This is a genomic window from Dyadobacter sandarakinus (assembly GCF_016894445.1).
Classification (GTDB): domain Bacteria; phylum Bacteroidota; class Bacteroidia; order Cytophagales; family Spirosomataceae; genus Dyadobacter; species Dyadobacter sandarakinus.
Window position 1 is genome coordinate 2,154,583 of the sequence record NZ_CP056775.1, and the last position, 15,080, is coordinate 2,169,662.

General features: G+C 50.4%; 11 protein-coding genes. 2 read left to right on the forward strand and 9 right to left on the reverse strand.

Translation table 11 applies throughout. The features are described 5' to 3' along the window. Nucleotides 1-163: 163 nt before the first annotated feature. The 8 genes from rodA to ruvC form a co-directional block, all read right to left on the reverse strand. A complete protein-coding gene (rodA, locus tag HWI92_RS08605; RefSeq protein WP_204662763.1) occupies nucleotides 164-1,447 on the reverse strand; it encodes a rod shape-determining protein RodA in 1,284 nt (427 codons plus the stop codon). 12 nt (nucleotides 1,448-1,459) lie between these two features. After that, nucleotides 1,460-3,361, reverse strand: a complete 1,902-nt coding sequence (mrdA, locus tag HWI92_RS08610; protein WP_204662766.1) for a penicillin-binding protein 2 — start codon at nucleotides 3,359-3,361, stop codon at nucleotides 1,460-1,462. A 71-nt stretch (nucleotides 3,362-3,432) separates the two neighbouring features. Next, nucleotides 3,433-4,947 (reverse strand): NFACT RNA binding domain-containing protein, encoded by a 1,515-nt coding sequence (locus tag HWI92_RS08615; RefSeq protein WP_229249156.1) that lies wholly within the window; start codon nucleotides 4,945-4,947, stop codon nucleotides 3,433-3,435. A 150-nt stretch (nucleotides 4,948-5,097) separates the two neighbouring features. Then, nucleotides 5,098-6,672: a DHA2 family efflux MFS transporter permease subunit gene (locus tag HWI92_RS08620; protein ID WP_204662771.1), complete on the reverse strand. Its 1,575-nt coding sequence runs from the start codon at nucleotides 6,670-6,672 to the stop codon at nucleotides 5,098-5,100. Nucleotides 6,673-6,698: 26 nt separating this feature from the next. Next, on the reverse strand, nucleotides 6,699-7,808 hold the full coding sequence (locus HWI92_RS08625) for an HlyD family secretion protein (protein WP_204662773.1): 1,110 nt from the start codon (nucleotides 7,806-7,808) through the stop codon (nucleotides 6,699-6,701). A 33-nt stretch (nucleotides 7,809-7,841) separates the two neighbouring features. After that, complete coding sequence (locus HWI92_RS08630; RefSeq protein ID WP_204662775.1) at nucleotides 7,842-9,182, reverse strand: TolC family protein; 1,341 nt, start codon at nucleotides 9,180-9,182, stop codon at nucleotides 7,842-7,844. Continuing rightward, entirely contained in the window at nucleotides 9,160-9,804 is a 645-nt protein-coding gene (locus tag HWI92_RS08635; protein WP_204662777.1) for a TetR/AcrR family transcriptional regulator, read from the reverse strand. The genes HWI92_RS08630 and HWI92_RS08635 overlap by 23 nt, the downstream gene beginning before the upstream one ends. A 179-nt stretch (nucleotides 9,805-9,983) precedes the next feature. After that, nucleotides 9,984-10,574 carry a crossover junction endodeoxyribonuclease RuvC gene (gene ruvC, locus HWI92_RS08640; protein ID WP_204662779.1) on the reverse strand — a complete coding sequence of 197 codons (591 nt, stop codon included), beginning with the start codon at nucleotides 10,572-10,574 and terminating at the stop codon, nucleotides 9,984-9,986. Here ruvC and HWI92_RS08645 point away from each other — a divergent pair. Together HWI92_RS08645 and HWI92_RS08650 are read left to right on the forward strand one after the other, a co-directional pair. Next, nucleotides 10,573-11,583, forward strand: coding sequence for a lysylphosphatidylglycerol synthase domain-containing protein (locus HWI92_RS08645; protein WP_204662781.1), 1,011 nt, complete (start codon nucleotides 10,573-10,575; stop codon nucleotides 11,581-11,583). The two genes, ruvC and HWI92_RS08645, sit on opposite strands and share 2 nt — an antisense overlap. A 3-nt stretch (nucleotides 11,584-11,586) precedes the next feature. Next, nucleotides 11,587-12,741 (forward strand): glycosyltransferase, encoded by a 1,155-nt coding sequence (locus tag HWI92_RS08650; RefSeq protein WP_310589525.1) that lies wholly within the window; start codon nucleotides 11,587-11,589, stop codon nucleotides 12,739-12,741. A gap of 73 nt (nucleotides 12,742-12,814) precedes the next feature. Here the strand turns inward: HWI92_RS08650 and HWI92_RS08655 are convergent, their stop codons facing one another. Next, nucleotides 12,815-14,836 carry a choice-of-anchor A family protein gene (locus HWI92_RS08655; protein ID WP_229249158.1) on the reverse strand — a complete coding sequence of 674 codons (2,022 nt, stop codon included), beginning with the start codon at nucleotides 14,834-14,836 and terminating at the stop codon, nucleotides 12,815-12,817. Nucleotides 14,837-15,080 lie beyond the last annotated feature (244 nt).

Sequence of the window (15,080 nt, forward strand, 5' to 3'; positions counted from 1 at the left end):
GTCATTCAATCATTCAAAATTACACACTCACTCACTCCCTCACTCCCTCACTAACTCAAAACTAATTCATTCAATCATTCAGTCATTCAAAACTAGACCCACTCACTAACTCACTAACTCCAAACTCAGTCATTCAATCATTCAATCATTCAAAACTCCACCCCTATCCCCGCGAAAGCGTAAAGGGCCTTTGCGCGTCGATTTTCAGGAAAATGAAGAGGAGGATGGAGAATGACCAGAGCGATGATCCTCCGTAACTGAAGAATGGCAGCGGGATACCGATTACGGGCATCAGCCCGATGGTCATGCCCACATTGACCATGAAGTGAAAGAAAATAATTCCGGCCACACAGTAGCCATATACCCGCGCGAAGCGGCTCCGCTGTCGCTCAGCCAGGATCACCAGCCTGGCAATCAGTGTGATAAATAGCACAACCACGACGGTAGTACCCAAAAAGCCGTGCTCCTCTCCCACTGTGCAGAAAATGAAGTCCGTACTTTGCTCAGGCACAAAGTCGAATTTCGTTTGCGTACCCTGCAGGAACCCTTTCCCTGTAAATCCTCCCGACCCGATCGCAATTTTGGACTGGATCACATTCCACCCGTTCCCACGCGGGTCCGAGTCGGGATCCAGGAGTACCATAATGCGGCCACGCTGGTGTTTCTGCAACACATTATTCATGAAGAAATCAACCCCGAACACAATCCCGATCATCATCACTGCCCCGGCAATGGTAGCCCACAAGCCGCCCCGCCTGCGCGTCATTACAGGCATTAGCCAGATCACGAGCCCCGCAATCACCAGGATCGCACCCACGATGTACCATTTGACAAAAAGCAGCGTAATGATGAGCAATGCCGCCATAACCATGCCGATGGCCGGAATGAAACCCGGCATACCTTCCCGGTACAGCACAATCGCGAAGGAGGCGAATACCAGCATGGAACCGGTTTCATTGGACAGCAAAATGAGGACAGCAGGTAGGGCAATGATCCCGATGATGGGATAGTAATCTTTGAGCTTTCGGGTCAGGCTGATGGCCGGGTCGCTGAGGTATTTGGATATCGCCAGACTGATTGCCAGCTTGGAAAACTCCGCAGGTTGGAGTGAAAATGTTCCTATCTTGATCCAGGAACGCGATCCATTGATGTTGGATCCTGCAAATAGCACAACCACGAGCAGGAATATGACAATCGCGTAAATAATGAAGGAAAAAGTTTCGTAAAACTTGTAGTCGATCACCAAAATGCAAATAATCAGCAGCGCAGCCGTACCGATCCACATCAGCTGCTTGCCGGCGTTGTTCCCCAGGTCAAACATGCTGGTGTGCGTCTCGGGATTGTAAACAGCCGCGTAGATGTTGATCCACCCGATCAGCAGACAGCAGATATAGATGAGCAGTACTACCCAGTCAACGTTCTTGGTAATCGGCTTGTTTTCGGCCATGATTTGATTGGATTATTGCTTTTTAGGCAGCAGTGGTTTTTTGATCACGTCGGATGACTTCACGGTGGCAGTGTCTTTGAGCGCCGCCTTTTGCTGGCCCGTCAGGACTACCTTGTTCATGAGGTTGGCTTTCAGCATGCTTTCTTCCAGCCCTTTGTTGGTGATTTTGCCCGTCAGGTACTTTTCTATCACCAGGGTGGCGATGGGCGCAGCGGCTGAGCCACCCGCTCCTGCATTTTCCACAAAAACAGCAATCGCGATCTTGGGATCTTCCACCGGGGCAAATGCAATGAAAATAGAAGAATCGTCGCCTTTTTTATTCTGCGAGGTACCCGTTTTACCAGCGATATTGATGCCTTCCACCCGTGAGCGGCGGGCAGTACCACCCTCCACGGCACCGATCATTCCCTCAATCACAGGTCCGAAATGTTCGGGCCTTACATCCGTTTCGTGCCGTACAAGGTACTCCGGATTGGTCCGGTGCTTATCGCCAATGCTGTGGATGATGTGAGGCGTGTAGTAGTAACCTTTGTTTGCAATAATTGCCGCTACATTTGCCATTTTCAGCGGCGTGATCAGCAGCTCGCCTTCGCCAATGCTGAGGGAGTAAATGTTTGAAAACTTCCAGCGGTACTCTCCATAGAAGCGGTCATAGTATTTTTTATCAGGCAAATTCCCGCGGTACTCACTGGGCAGGTCAATGCCCAGCCGCTGTCCTATCCCGAACTTGCTGACGCGGTCATGCCACTCGTCGAGGCCGGCCGCGGATGCCTTGAATGTGTTTTTGATATCATTGTTGTAAATCATCCTGCGGAACACATTGTAAAAATACGGGTTACAGGAGTGCATAACACCCAATGCCACGGTGCCGGTACCCGGGTGATTGTGGCACCCCACCGGAGCGCCCGCATGCGAAAATCCGGTATTGGGCGTAATGACCCCTTCGTCCAGCCCGATCAGTGCCTGTATCAGCTTGAAGGTAGAACCCGGCCGGTAACTTGCCATAATAGGCCTGTTGATCAAGGGTTTGTACGGATTTCGTGCGAGTGCCGCATAGTTTTTCGAAAAATAACGGCTTGCCAGGATTTTGGGATCGTAGGTCGGGGCGGATACCATTGCAATGATCTGCCCGTCTTTCGGGTCAATGGCTACCACGCTCCCTACCTTGTTGACCATCAAACTATCGGCATACTGCTGCACGTCCAGGTCAATGCCCGAATACAGGTTTTCTCCGGCGACGGCCATGGTATCCAGCTCTCCGCCTTTCCAGGGACCTTTGTACACACCATTTACATTCTGCATGACAAACTTCGTCCCGCGCTTGCCCCTGAGCTCCTGCTCGTAAATCTTTTCAATACCACTCTGCCCGATGTAGTCGCTCTGCCGGTAGTAAGGTTCCTCCTGCTTTTCGAGCTGGGTCTTAGTAATCTCACTCACATAGCCCAGCGTATTGGCGAGCGTAGGTGCCGTGTAGGTGCGCAGGGAGCTTTTTGCAAATTCGAAACCCGAATAATCGACCATAATATCCTGAATGGATGCGAAGTCTTCCTTTGAAAGCTGCCTCAGGAAAATGGAAGGTTTGGCCCGGCTGTATGCACTCGCTACGGCCATGAGGCTGTCAAAATCCCGCCGCTCGATCCCGAGTACCCTGCAAAAACGAAGCGTATCGTCCACCCGGGCCTTGTAGGGCGTCACCAGGAGGTCATACACCGGAGTATTATATACGATGAGCTTTCCTTTCCGATCGTAGATCTGACCGCGGAAAGGTATTTCAATAACACGCTTGATGGAATTGCTGGAAGAAACGATGGAGTAGCTCTCATCGAGCACCTGAAGGTAGAAAAGTCGCAGCAAGTAAATAATTCCAACAATGGCGAAAAAGCCTATAATCACAAAGCGACGATTCTCAAGCATTCTGCACTAACAGATTCTGTTTTCCAAATATCCTACGAAGTTCGCCAGTTCCAAAGACTTATCAAAGCCCTTTATTCGCCTTTGGCAGGTACAAGGATCACGTTTTCCTTTTCAATGATCACAGCACCTTCGGGCAGGCCTTTTGGCTTCCTGACAAACTTGCGGGGCGTGTAAATGACCGGGCAAAGGGTATCGTTCCGCCTCTTGGAATACCAGGCTGCGAGCTCGGCAGCGCGCTCGATTACCAGGGCAGGCATGTTCTTTCCTGGCTGATTTTTAACCACCACATGAGAGCCGGTAACATCCTTTGCATGGAGCCAGAGATCGTCTTTGTGGGCATACTGGCGTGTGAGCAGGTCATTGTTTTTCGCATTCCGCCCGATCAGGATCGTGTAGCCCATGAAGTCCACCTTTTTAAACAGCTCCTGGGTCGTTTCGGGCACTTTGGCCTGGTTGAGCTGGTTGGTTTTGATATAGGTACGAAGCTCACGCAGCGAAACAATAGTCTCAATATGTGCCAAATGATCTTCGAGTGCCGCTTTTTCCAATTCCCGCGCAGACAGGCTATCGTTCAGTCTGCTAATTTCGATTTTTTCGTTCTTGGCTTTGCGGTAGTATGCTTCCGCGTTCTTTTGGGGCGAAAGGTCTTTTTTGAGCTTGATCCTGATGGGCTGATCGCGGTAGAAATCGAAGACCTCCACCTCCGTTACCCGGGCCGGAATCGCATGCATATGCGCCATGATCAGGTTGCCGATCTCATCGTTCTTCACTGCAGATTCCAGACTTACGAGCTTCTCAAATGTATTTTCAAGATAGTTGGCAGTCTGCTGAATGCGCTTTTTCAACAACCGGACGATTTCGGCTTTTTCTTTTTCAATGCCGGTCAGCCTGATGTGGGCCAGGTAAAAAGCATTGAGTGCTGCCACCGGATCCTCAAAAACGGAGATCACCTCACCGGTTTCAAACAAGGTCAGTGCTGGCAACCCTGCTACCCTGGTTACATAATAGGGAGGATTTTCGATTTCGCTGATAAATCTTTGCACGACCTGCCAGCGCATATGAGGGCCTGATGTTGCCAGTAATGCATCCAGGTGTGCATTGGCCAGCTTGCCCAGCGTGGGATACAACTTCCGGTAATCATAGCCGGCACTTTCAAATGCTTCCTCAGACTGGTCGATTTTCCGGTTGAGACTGGTGGCACTGAGCTCCCAGTCGAGCGCGAGACGGTTGCTGAAAAGCTGTGTTACTTTTCCTTCCGTATCCAGCGCGAGCAGGTTGGATCGGTTTCCAAAAAGCTTAAAGACCAATGCAGTATGATCCTCAAAATCTACATGGATGGCACGCTCATTTTCAAAAATATTGATATTGGTAACAGCTTTACCTTGAAATTCATTGAACAGATTGACGCTGTTCTTCCGGGCACGCTCGAATTTTTCAGGAAAACTGAGGCACGAAAAGTCGGCATGCAGTACCGCCTTGATCAGGGATTGGCTGCCGTCTTCCAAACTTTGAAAAACAAGTACAATCTCATCCTTCTCCTGACTAAATGCTTCTTCCAGCACCTTCCCGGCCAGCATTTCATGCATGCGAGGAGCAAGCTGCTTTAAAAAATGATAATTCTGATGCACTGGATTTCCTGGGTAATTTGGTCAAAAGTAGAGAGAATAGCTTGAAAAAAAGAGAAGCTTTCCCGACCACAGGAAAGCTTCTTCAGTAATACTACTACACTTGAAATCTTAATGCGCTGCCGATGTGTCCACTTTTCCTTTTCCGCTCCGGGTCCAGAGTACAAAAGGTACACAGATCAGGAACATGACACCCAGGTACAGAAACACATCCATATAAGACATGACCAGCGCCTGCTTCGAAACTGAAAAATCGAGCATTTTGTAGCCGCTTTGCAATGCCACATCCGGCGACATTCCTTTTGACATAAATGTGCGCTGCAACCCTTCCACACGCTGCTGAACAATCGGATTGTTTACATCCAGACTGCTGACAAGGTCGTTGCGGTGCAGCATGTTGCGCCGGGCAATGAAGGTGGTGATCACCGCCACGCCAAACGATCCGCCCAGCTGCCGCATCATCCCTGTAAATGCAGCACCTTCGCCAATTTCCCGCCCTTTCAGAGTAGACAGGGCAAGCGTGGTAATCGGCACAAACAACAAACCAAGGCCAATCCCGCGCACAATCAGCATGTTAAAAAATGCATCCTTGCCAGTATCCGGCGTAAGAATAAGGTAACCCCAATAACTATACACGAAGAAGAGTACCATCCCAATGGATACGAGGTACTGCTGCTTAACACCGCGCTGCAGAAGCTGACCCACAATCGGCATCATCATGGCGGTTACAATTGCGGCAGGTACCATCAGCATACCCGACTGGGTGGCTGTCCAGCCAAGCGTGGCCTGGGTGTACAGCGGGATGATAAACGTAGATCCATACAGCCCGAATCCCAGAATGAAGGATAAAATGGTTCCCACTCGCAAGTTCCCGTTGGAAAGTACCCGCAGGTTTACAATCGGGCTTTTGTAGGTAAGCTCGCGCCAGATGAAGAAAAAGAAGCCGAGTACGGTCAGGACCGAGCAGATCACGATGATCTCATCATTAAACCAGTCTTCCTCCTGCCCTTTTTCCAAAACATATTGCAGTGATCCTACAGCAACCGCCAGGAAAATAATTCCCCACCAGTCAATTTCGTTCGCCGCTTTTTTCTCAGCATATTTTGGACTTCTTACAAACTCGATCGTCAGCAGGGCTGCAATGATACCCAGCGGAATGTTGATGTAAAAAATGTAAGGCCAGCTGTAATTATCCACGATGTAACCACCCAGCGGCGGTCCCAGCGTAGGACCTACAATCACGCCCAATCCATAAATTGCCTGTGCGATCCCGCGTTTTTCGGGCGGGTAACTTTCAGTAATTAGCGTTTGTGCGGTTACGAGCAGCGCGCCGCCGCCGCAACCCTGCAGGAACCGGAAAAATACCAGTTCCCAGATGTTGTCTGAATTTCCGCAAAGGAAAGACGAAACTGTAAAGATGATGATCGACGCAGCGAAGTAGTTGCGGCGCCCGAACTGCTGGGACAGCCAGCTTGTCATTGGTACAATAATCACATTTCCAATGGCATAGGCCGTGATCACCCAGCTTACTTCCGACAGCGTGCCCCCCAGGTTCCCCCGCATATCGTTGAGGGCGACGTTCACGATCGTCGTGTCGACAATTTCCAGCAGGGCGCAGAGCACCGCGGTGATCGTGATGATGACCCGCCGGAAACCGTATTCGACCAGTGATTCTTGTGCTACCATTATGATAGGGTTGAAATCCTAAAAACTTAGTTTAATTCAACGTCCACGAACACGTTCATGCCCGGACGAAGCTGCGCAAGGCGCTGGTCGTTTGCCTGCGTAAATTCAATGCGTACCGGCAGGCGTTGTACCACCTTCACAAAGTTACCGCTGGCGTTATCAGGAGGCAGCAGGGCAAACCGTGCACCGGTGGCAGGAGAGAAAGACGCCACTCTGGCTTCAAACTCGTGGTCAGGAAATGCGTCCACATGTACTTTCACTACCTGGCCCAGCTTCATTTTTGTTAATTGGGTCTCCTTGAAGTTGGCTACTACCCAGGGGGCATCGTTGGTGATGATGCTGAACAGCGACTGGCCGGCCTGCAGGTACTGACCCACCTGTGCATTCACTTTGGAAACATGACCGTTTGCAGGTGATGTAATTACGGTGTAGGAAAGGTTCAGTTTTGCATTATCGATATCTGCCTGGCGTGCTTTGATGTTGGCATTGGCCACACTCGACTGCTCCGAAGTAGCACGGGTTTGCTTGCCGGCAGCCTTGTACTGACGCTCGGCAGCATCTTTTTGTGCCTGCAGTACAGCCAGTTGGCGTTCTGCAGTCTGCTTGGCGGCCGAAGCCTGTTCAAACTCCTGCTGTGTGATGGAATGGTCCTTGATCAGGTTTTCATACCGTGCAAAGTCCTGGCTGGTCCTCCACACATTCACTTTCGCCTGCTCAATCTGCGCATTCACGATGGCCACATTGGCCTCGTAGGTAATGCCGCTTGCCTGGGATGCTGTTGTGGTCGCATTGGCAAACTGCAGACTACCCTGTGAGCCGGCCAGTGCTGCTTTGGCTTGTTCAAGGCGGATCAGCTGATCGCGATTGTCAAGTACAATAAGCGTATCGCCTTTCTTCACGGGCTGGTTATCTTTCACCCTGATTTCGGTCACATAGCCCGAAATACGTGGAATAACAGGACTGATGTTCGCATCTACCTGGGCGTCGTCCGTTTCTTCGTGGTGCTGGCCGTGGTTGTATTTGTTAAATCCCCATGTTCCGCCTACGAGTATGAGCAGTCCGAGGATAATGATAAAACGGCGGTTGGTTTTTTTAGGTGCTGCCTCCTCGGTGGCTGGTGCTTGTCTGGTCTCCATATCTTAAAGAGTCGAAATAATTTAGCTGGTTAATTACTGGTTGATGATGCCTGCGGTTTGTTCCAGTCTTTTGTATGCTACCACAGCGTCCGCGCGGGCAGCCTCGAAATTGATCCTGGATTGTACCTGTGCTACGTCGGCGTCGAGCAGGTCCGTGGTGGTTACAAGACTGTTATCATATTTATTCTTGGTGATACGATAATTCTCATTGGCCTGCTCCACTGCCTTGGCATACACCTCTATTTTTCTTTTGCTTAACACATAATTGTAATAGGCGGTGTTCACTTCGAGGTGGATCCGGTCGAGCAGGATTTGTTCGTTCGTTCTGAGCTGGTATGCCTGCGTTTTGGCCCGCTCGATCTTTGCTCCCGATTTCCAGAAGGCGCCGATGTCGTATCGCAGTCCAATGCCGGCGTTCATTGCATTGGGAATGACAGCCACTCCCGGAATATTCAGTGCGACATAGCCGGCCGTCAGTGCAAAACTGGGATAAAGGTCGGCTTTGGCTACATGTATATTAGCATCGGCAGCTTTCTGGCGCAGACCATTTGCTGCCACATCCTGGCGGTGTGCGAGTGCCGTTTGCTCCCATTCATTTGCATTGCCTGCTTCTTTAAGCGCCATAAAACTGGCAGAGTCCGCCTGCAACACAGTGGTTTCGGGCAAACCGAGCAGCAGGTTCATGTTGATGGTGGTTACTTTCAGCTGGTTTTCCGCGTCGAGCAGTGCCAGTTCCACATTGGATTCCTGAAGTTTGGCCTTCATCAGGTCATTGCGCGCCAGCATACCATTCTTTTCACGGTTGGTAAAATCCTCCACCCGCTGCTTCTCACGCGCAAGGTTTTCTGTAACCAGGTCTACTGCCGTTTTGGCTTTGTACAGGTTGCTGTATGCCATGACCGTATTCTGAATAACTGCCTGCCGGTCGGTTTCAATGTCCAGCTTGGCGGCCTGTTCCAGGTACTTGGCCGATTCGAGGCCATATTTAAACCTGAACCCGGAAAAAAGCGGAAGTGATGCACTCGCCATGCCGTACATGGCCTGGTGTACTTTCAGGTCGGTGGCGCTCGTACCCGAGCTGTCATTACCGCTTTGCGGCATTTTCAGACTGATATTGGGTGTGTTCAGCCGCAGGTACGAACCCGATACGCTCAGGCTGGGCAGCTGATTTTCCCGGATCTCACGGATATTCTGGCCTGCCAGGTCAATGTTGCTCTGGCTGATTTTAAGTTGTTTGCTGTTGCTGAGGCTCAGACTGACCGCCTCTTCAAGCGATAATGTCCGGTTTTCCTGTGCATGGGAGGCTTGTCCCAGCGCAACGAGCAGGCCCGCGGCGACAAGGGTACGAAACCTAATTTTCAACGTGGTGTTCATTAGTTACTGTCGATTTGAATAGATTTTTAAGGTGCTGGCTCAACTTGCGTTTCAGGTGTGCCCTGAATTCCAGATGGTCCATATGTTCAAGGTTGTGTATGATTCTGTAAAAATCCTGCGTAGCGATCGCCTGGTTGACAGTACCATATAAGGTGGTCATCATCAGGCTCAGGTCAAGGCCGCTGCGGAACACACCTGCATGCTGCCCCTCTTCCACCAGCTTTTTCATCAGTTCCATATTCCGGAGCTTAAAGCCCATTACTTTCTCCGATATGACCTCCGAGCGCTCCGAAGTAAGCTGTACCCGCATCATTATCTTGTGAAAGCATTCCTTTTCAACCAACCGCTCCACCACGGCATCTATCATGATATTGATCTTCTGCAATGGTGCCAGCTCCTCATTCATCACGAGACTTTCCAGCTGCGATCGGGATTCGTCGGTCCGGCTTTCAAAAAGCGCATCGATCAGCTTTTCCTTTGATCCGAAATAATAAGAGATCATCGACACATTCACATCTGCCTCGTGTGCGATATCCCTTACCGAAGTACCTGCAAAACCCCTCTCGGCGAAGAGTTTTTCGGCTACTTCCAGGATCTGACTTTTTTTCGGGTTGTTATCCATATTGCGCCGCAAGCTGCTTTAAACAAGGTTTTTCGCTTACGCTGTCACAAAGATAAAGGCAGCAGGAAACAAAATCAAACGATCGTTTGATTTTAACAAACAATCGTTTGATTAGTTTCAGAATTTATTCGATAAGTACCATTAAAATTTTTTAATCTCAGGATTAAAAAATCGGCAACTTATTTGATCCTGTTGGGATTTTCGCTTACAAAAGCGTTCCAGCCACCTTTCTTGGATTTTGCAGATTTTCCGGTGGCGGGTGCAGCGGGCGCATTGGCGTGGTAGTGATGACAGATAGCGATCGCGATGCCGTCGGTAGCGTCCATAAATTCGCGGCTCAGTTCCATGTGCAGGATCTGCTCCAGCATAAAAGCAACCTGCTCTTTGGAAGCATTCCCATTTCCGGTCACCGACTGTTTTACTTTCTTGGGAGAATATTCTACGATGGGGATATTGCGGGAAAGTGCAGCAGCCATAGACACGCCCTGCGCACGGCCCAGTTTCAGCATCGACTGCGCATTTTTTCCGTAAAAAGGGTCTTCAATCGCCATTTCATCGGGTAAATAGTCATCGATGAGCTGGATCATGCGTTCAAAGATTTTCTTTAGTTTGAGCTCGTGAGTGGTATATTTGCTCAGATGAATCACACCATACTGGATGAGGGAAATCTGTTGTCCCTTAACCGAAATCACACCATAACCCATCACCTGCGTGCCGGGATCTACGCCAATAATCACCTTTTCGGTAGGCTCTGCCTGCGGTTTTATCATGGTGCAAGATAGGCAACTCTCGATACTGAAAGAAAAAATAACTACCCGGAACTTGCTCCGGGCGGGAAAGCTGGCCGTCACATTCCTGATCCTCATTTACATCTTTAATACGTTCAGAAATGAGCAGAAAGGTGTCGCCGACATTGGCCGCGTACTTGCCGGCATACTGACGGGCACACATCTTCCCATTTTCGGCGCTATGCTCCTGCTGGTACCCGTCAACTGGTCACTCGAAAGCCTTAAATGGCAGCTGCTGGCATCCAAAATAGTCAGGATCAGCTTTACAGATGCGCTCAAAGGCACGCTCACCGGTCTGGCCGTGGGTGTGGCTGCGCCGGCCCAGCTGGGTGACACCATCGGCCGCATTGCAGCCCTCAAATCCCCGGACCGCATGCAAGCCCTGGGCGCAGCCATTGTTTCAAACGGAATCCAGTTTTATGCATCGGTTTGCTTTGGTACCATCGCCTGGTTCAACCTGCGGCATACGCTCGGCCTCCATGCAATCACTGCCAGGCTCATCGCCCTGCTACTTATTTTGATCTTATTGGTCGGTGTTCTCGTGGCAACTTTCCGGACGCGCATTGTCACCTGGCAACCCAAAATGGATCTCTTAAAAAAAATACAAACCTATCTTTCCATTGCGGGCCGGTACTCCGGCAGCGAACTCGGCATTGCATTCGGCTTGGGTTTGTGCCGGTACTTCGTGTTTGTATTTCAATTTGTACTCGCCCTCACGCTCTTCGACTTCCCGGTACCTGTCATGGAGCTGATCAGTTGTGTGGCGCTCATATTTCTATCAAAAACCGTCATCCCCGCCGTCAATGTGCTGGGCGACCTGGGCTTGCGGGAATTCACTGCACTGGTGGTGTTCAGTCAGTACCAGCTGCCCGCCGAAGAGCTGATTGCGGCAACCTTCCTGGTATGGATCGTGAATGTGCTCGGACCCATTATCACGGGCCTTGTTCTGATCTGGAAAAATAAATGGAAGTATATCGGCCAGGATCAATAAGGTATGATGACGCAGCTTTTGTTCATGCCCGCACTTGAATGGACCATCCTGGCTGTCCTCGGCAGCTATGCGGCGTTTACAGCAGGTCTTTTTGTCTTTTGGACAAAAATAAAAAAACCGGCTCCTTCTCTCCCGTCTGCCGACCTGACGATTTCCGTTGTCATACCGGTGCGGAATGAAGCAGCAAACATTGGCTTCCTCCTGGCTGACCTGGATGCCCAAACCCTGCCCAAATCGCAATATGAGGTCTTTATCATGGATGATGGCTCCACGGATACGACCGCTGAGATCGTCAGCCGGTTCGCATCCGGCACAGCTACACGCATTCACCTGGTGCCGCTCACCCCTGCCCCAACCGCTTCACCCAAGAAGCGGGCAATAGAAACCGCCATAGGCATGTCCGAAAGCGACCTTATCGTCACAACCGACGGGGATTGCCGTGTCGAGCCGGGATGGCTCGCAGCCATCGCATCAGCCAGGAAGGCTTCGGGTGCCAGGCTGATCAGCGGACCGGTCACCTTCACCAGCGAACACCTGCTGACCGACCATCTGCAAACCGTTGAATTTGCCAGCCTGGTAGGCAGTGGAGCGTGCTCAATACAGGCAGGCTATCCGTCCATGTGCAATGGTGCAAACCTTGCCTATGATCGCACCGTCTTCATGGAAGTGGGTGGCTTTGATGGGGTAAGGCATATTGCCTCGGGTGACGACGAGTTCCTGATGCACAAGGTAGCAGCCCGCTTTCCCGGACAAATTCATTTTCTCAAATCCCAGGACGCAATTGTAAAAACAGCACCGCACCGCAGCTGGAAGGCATTTTTCAGGCAGCGAAAACGCTGGGCCAGTAAATGGAAGCATTACAAAAGCCGGACACCCCTGGTACTGGCACTTTTCATTTTTACCTGTAACTTTTCACTGCTTGCGGGCTGTGCCCTGTCCCTGGCCGGCCTGGTAAGTCCGTCTGCATTGGTGTGGATGCTCCTCCTGAAATGCCTGCCCGAGTGGTTGTTCCTGGGCAGCGTACTCATTTTCCTTAAAAAACCTGCATCAGCCCTTCTTATTCCGCTCACGCAGGTCTTTTATCCCCTGTATGTATGCTTCTTCGGGCTGGCCGCACAGAATCCTACGTACGAGTGGAAGGGCCGTAAGCTGGTTTGACCATATACCAAAAAAAATACCAGCGAAGCCGCCGGTACTTTTAAGTTCCACATAACGCTATAAGATCAACTAACTATCGTTTCAGGATTTTGGAGGTGTGTTTTCCTTCCTGATTGATGACGTTTACGATATAAATTCCCTGGGCAAATGCCTGCACGTTCACTTTCACTTCGGTTTCGTTCAGGCCTGGTGTCAGCTGGTACATCTGCTTGCCTGCCAGGTTGTATATTTCAAGTTTTTGTACCGGCGAGTAGCTTTTCACATTCATCTCATCCTGTGTAGGGTTTGGATAGAAGTCTATCGCAAGCCTTGCGTCGCACTTTCCTGCCTCTACGCTGCGGATGGTGCTGTACTCAAAGGAGTCGTCCTCATCCACCTGCTGCAACCGGTAATAGTAATAGCGGGCCGGTGCACTTTCCGCGGTATACGGACTATCCGTAAAAGCGTAGGTCTTTTTGTTTTTATCAAAGTCAACTGTTGCCAGTTGGGTGAAGTGAATCGCATCTGCCGATCGTTCTACCACGAAGTGTGAGAAACCCTTGGCTTCGCTCACAGTCCATTGCAGCTTTACATTGCAGCTTTCATTTTCGGCTGTGAAGCTTGCCAGCTTGACCGGCAGCGGCGCAGCGGGCGGAGGTGTGGTATAGCACCCGTTGGACGATGCAGGGTATGTAATGTCCATGGTCTGGTAAACGCCTACTGTCACGCGAATCCGGGCTCCCTGGTTGCAAAGTGAAGCATAGCGATCGTCCACCTGCATCCATTTGCCATTTTGTTTCTCCCAGCCCGGCCAGGCTACGCCCTTTCCGTTTTCATCAACCGAGGCACCGGGGAACAGCATACTGCCTGTCAGTGGCTGGCTGTTATCTTCCTGCACAACCTTTCCTTCTGCATTGATCCACTCGATTTTGGCAGTTTGTCCATTTGTGTCGAAGTTTCCTGCCACTTCGTAATCCAGGTATGGTGCATTGGAGGCGCATTTTGAATTAGCCTTCACGGTGATTTGTTTTTGAACCGGCTCAGGGATCGAAGGCAGGAATGGCCAGAAGTGTATCTCGTCACGGTTATGCCTGAACGTTTTTGCAATCACCTGGCCATTGATGTTGCCGTTATTTTCCTTGATGAGGTCAGCTTGCGGTGCGAAGATCGTCCCGCTGATCTGTGCATTTCCGCCGAGGGTTAATGTACCAACCGCATCCGGGAAGTTGTAAATTACATAGCTGCCCTGCGGGTCAGACAATCCGCCGAATCCCGGGAAACTAACCGTGCTGCTGCCCGTAGTAGCCTTGTAAGCAGGCACATCCACGATATTTACGATCAATCCAAAAGCTCCTGAGTAGTTTGTTTGCCCCAGTTGCGGGCCCGAGGGAATCCCTTCAATGTTGGAGTTCCCGATCCGGCTCCAGACTGCCGCTGATACCGTCAGCACATTGATTTTGTTGGGATCAACAATGATCTTGGGATTGTTGCCGATCACGGAAGGATCCAGGTAAGGACCAACCGGTGCATTCGGCATTATATTGCCATTCTGGTCGCGGATGGCGAGGTTATCTGCCATTTCCCTCAGCTGGTCTGAGCGGCGGATGAAGGTAGTGAAGGCTCCGTCGATATCGATCTGGTTGTCGCCTGTACCAAATATATTGTCACAAACAGGATTCACATTTTCGCTCACTGCTGGCGAGAAGCTGTTCACATTTGCATTGATCGTGATATTGGGCGAATCCCAGTATTGCCGGCCATTTTCCGTAATGCGGATCGTGGATGCCGCACCATTGTTATCCCTGTACCAGACTTTAAGGTTGCTGGCTGAGCCGTCAGCGGGCGAGCACTGGCCGATCTTTACATAATTTTCACCATTAATGGTAAGACTTCCGTTGTTCAGCTTTACGCCGCCACGGACCGCGAGAGCAATAGAAGCATTGTTTACGAAGAACGCTCCATGCTGTTTGTTGAAGCTGATCTGGTATTGGTTGGTGGTCACATTTCCACCGATGGCAATGGGTCCTTCCGTTTCGCTGGAAGTCAGCGTGGCATCTCCCTGGATGAATACATTGAAACGACCGGCTGCCGAAGTAGGGCTTTGCGCTTGTGCCATGTTATTGACAGTCAGCACGAATAAAGAGAGGAGCGTTAGTGATAAACTTTTGACGAACATCTGATAGAGTCGGGTTGTGATTACTCTACGAAAGTATGTCCGTCCTGAAAACCTGTAATTATTTTTGTGACAAGCCCAGGGTTAGCTGGGGTAATACTAACTTTTCCAGTGGTTATAAAACTAAGTAAATTGTACTATCCAAATACTATACTATGATGATCAGAAAATAAATTTCCATGGCTAA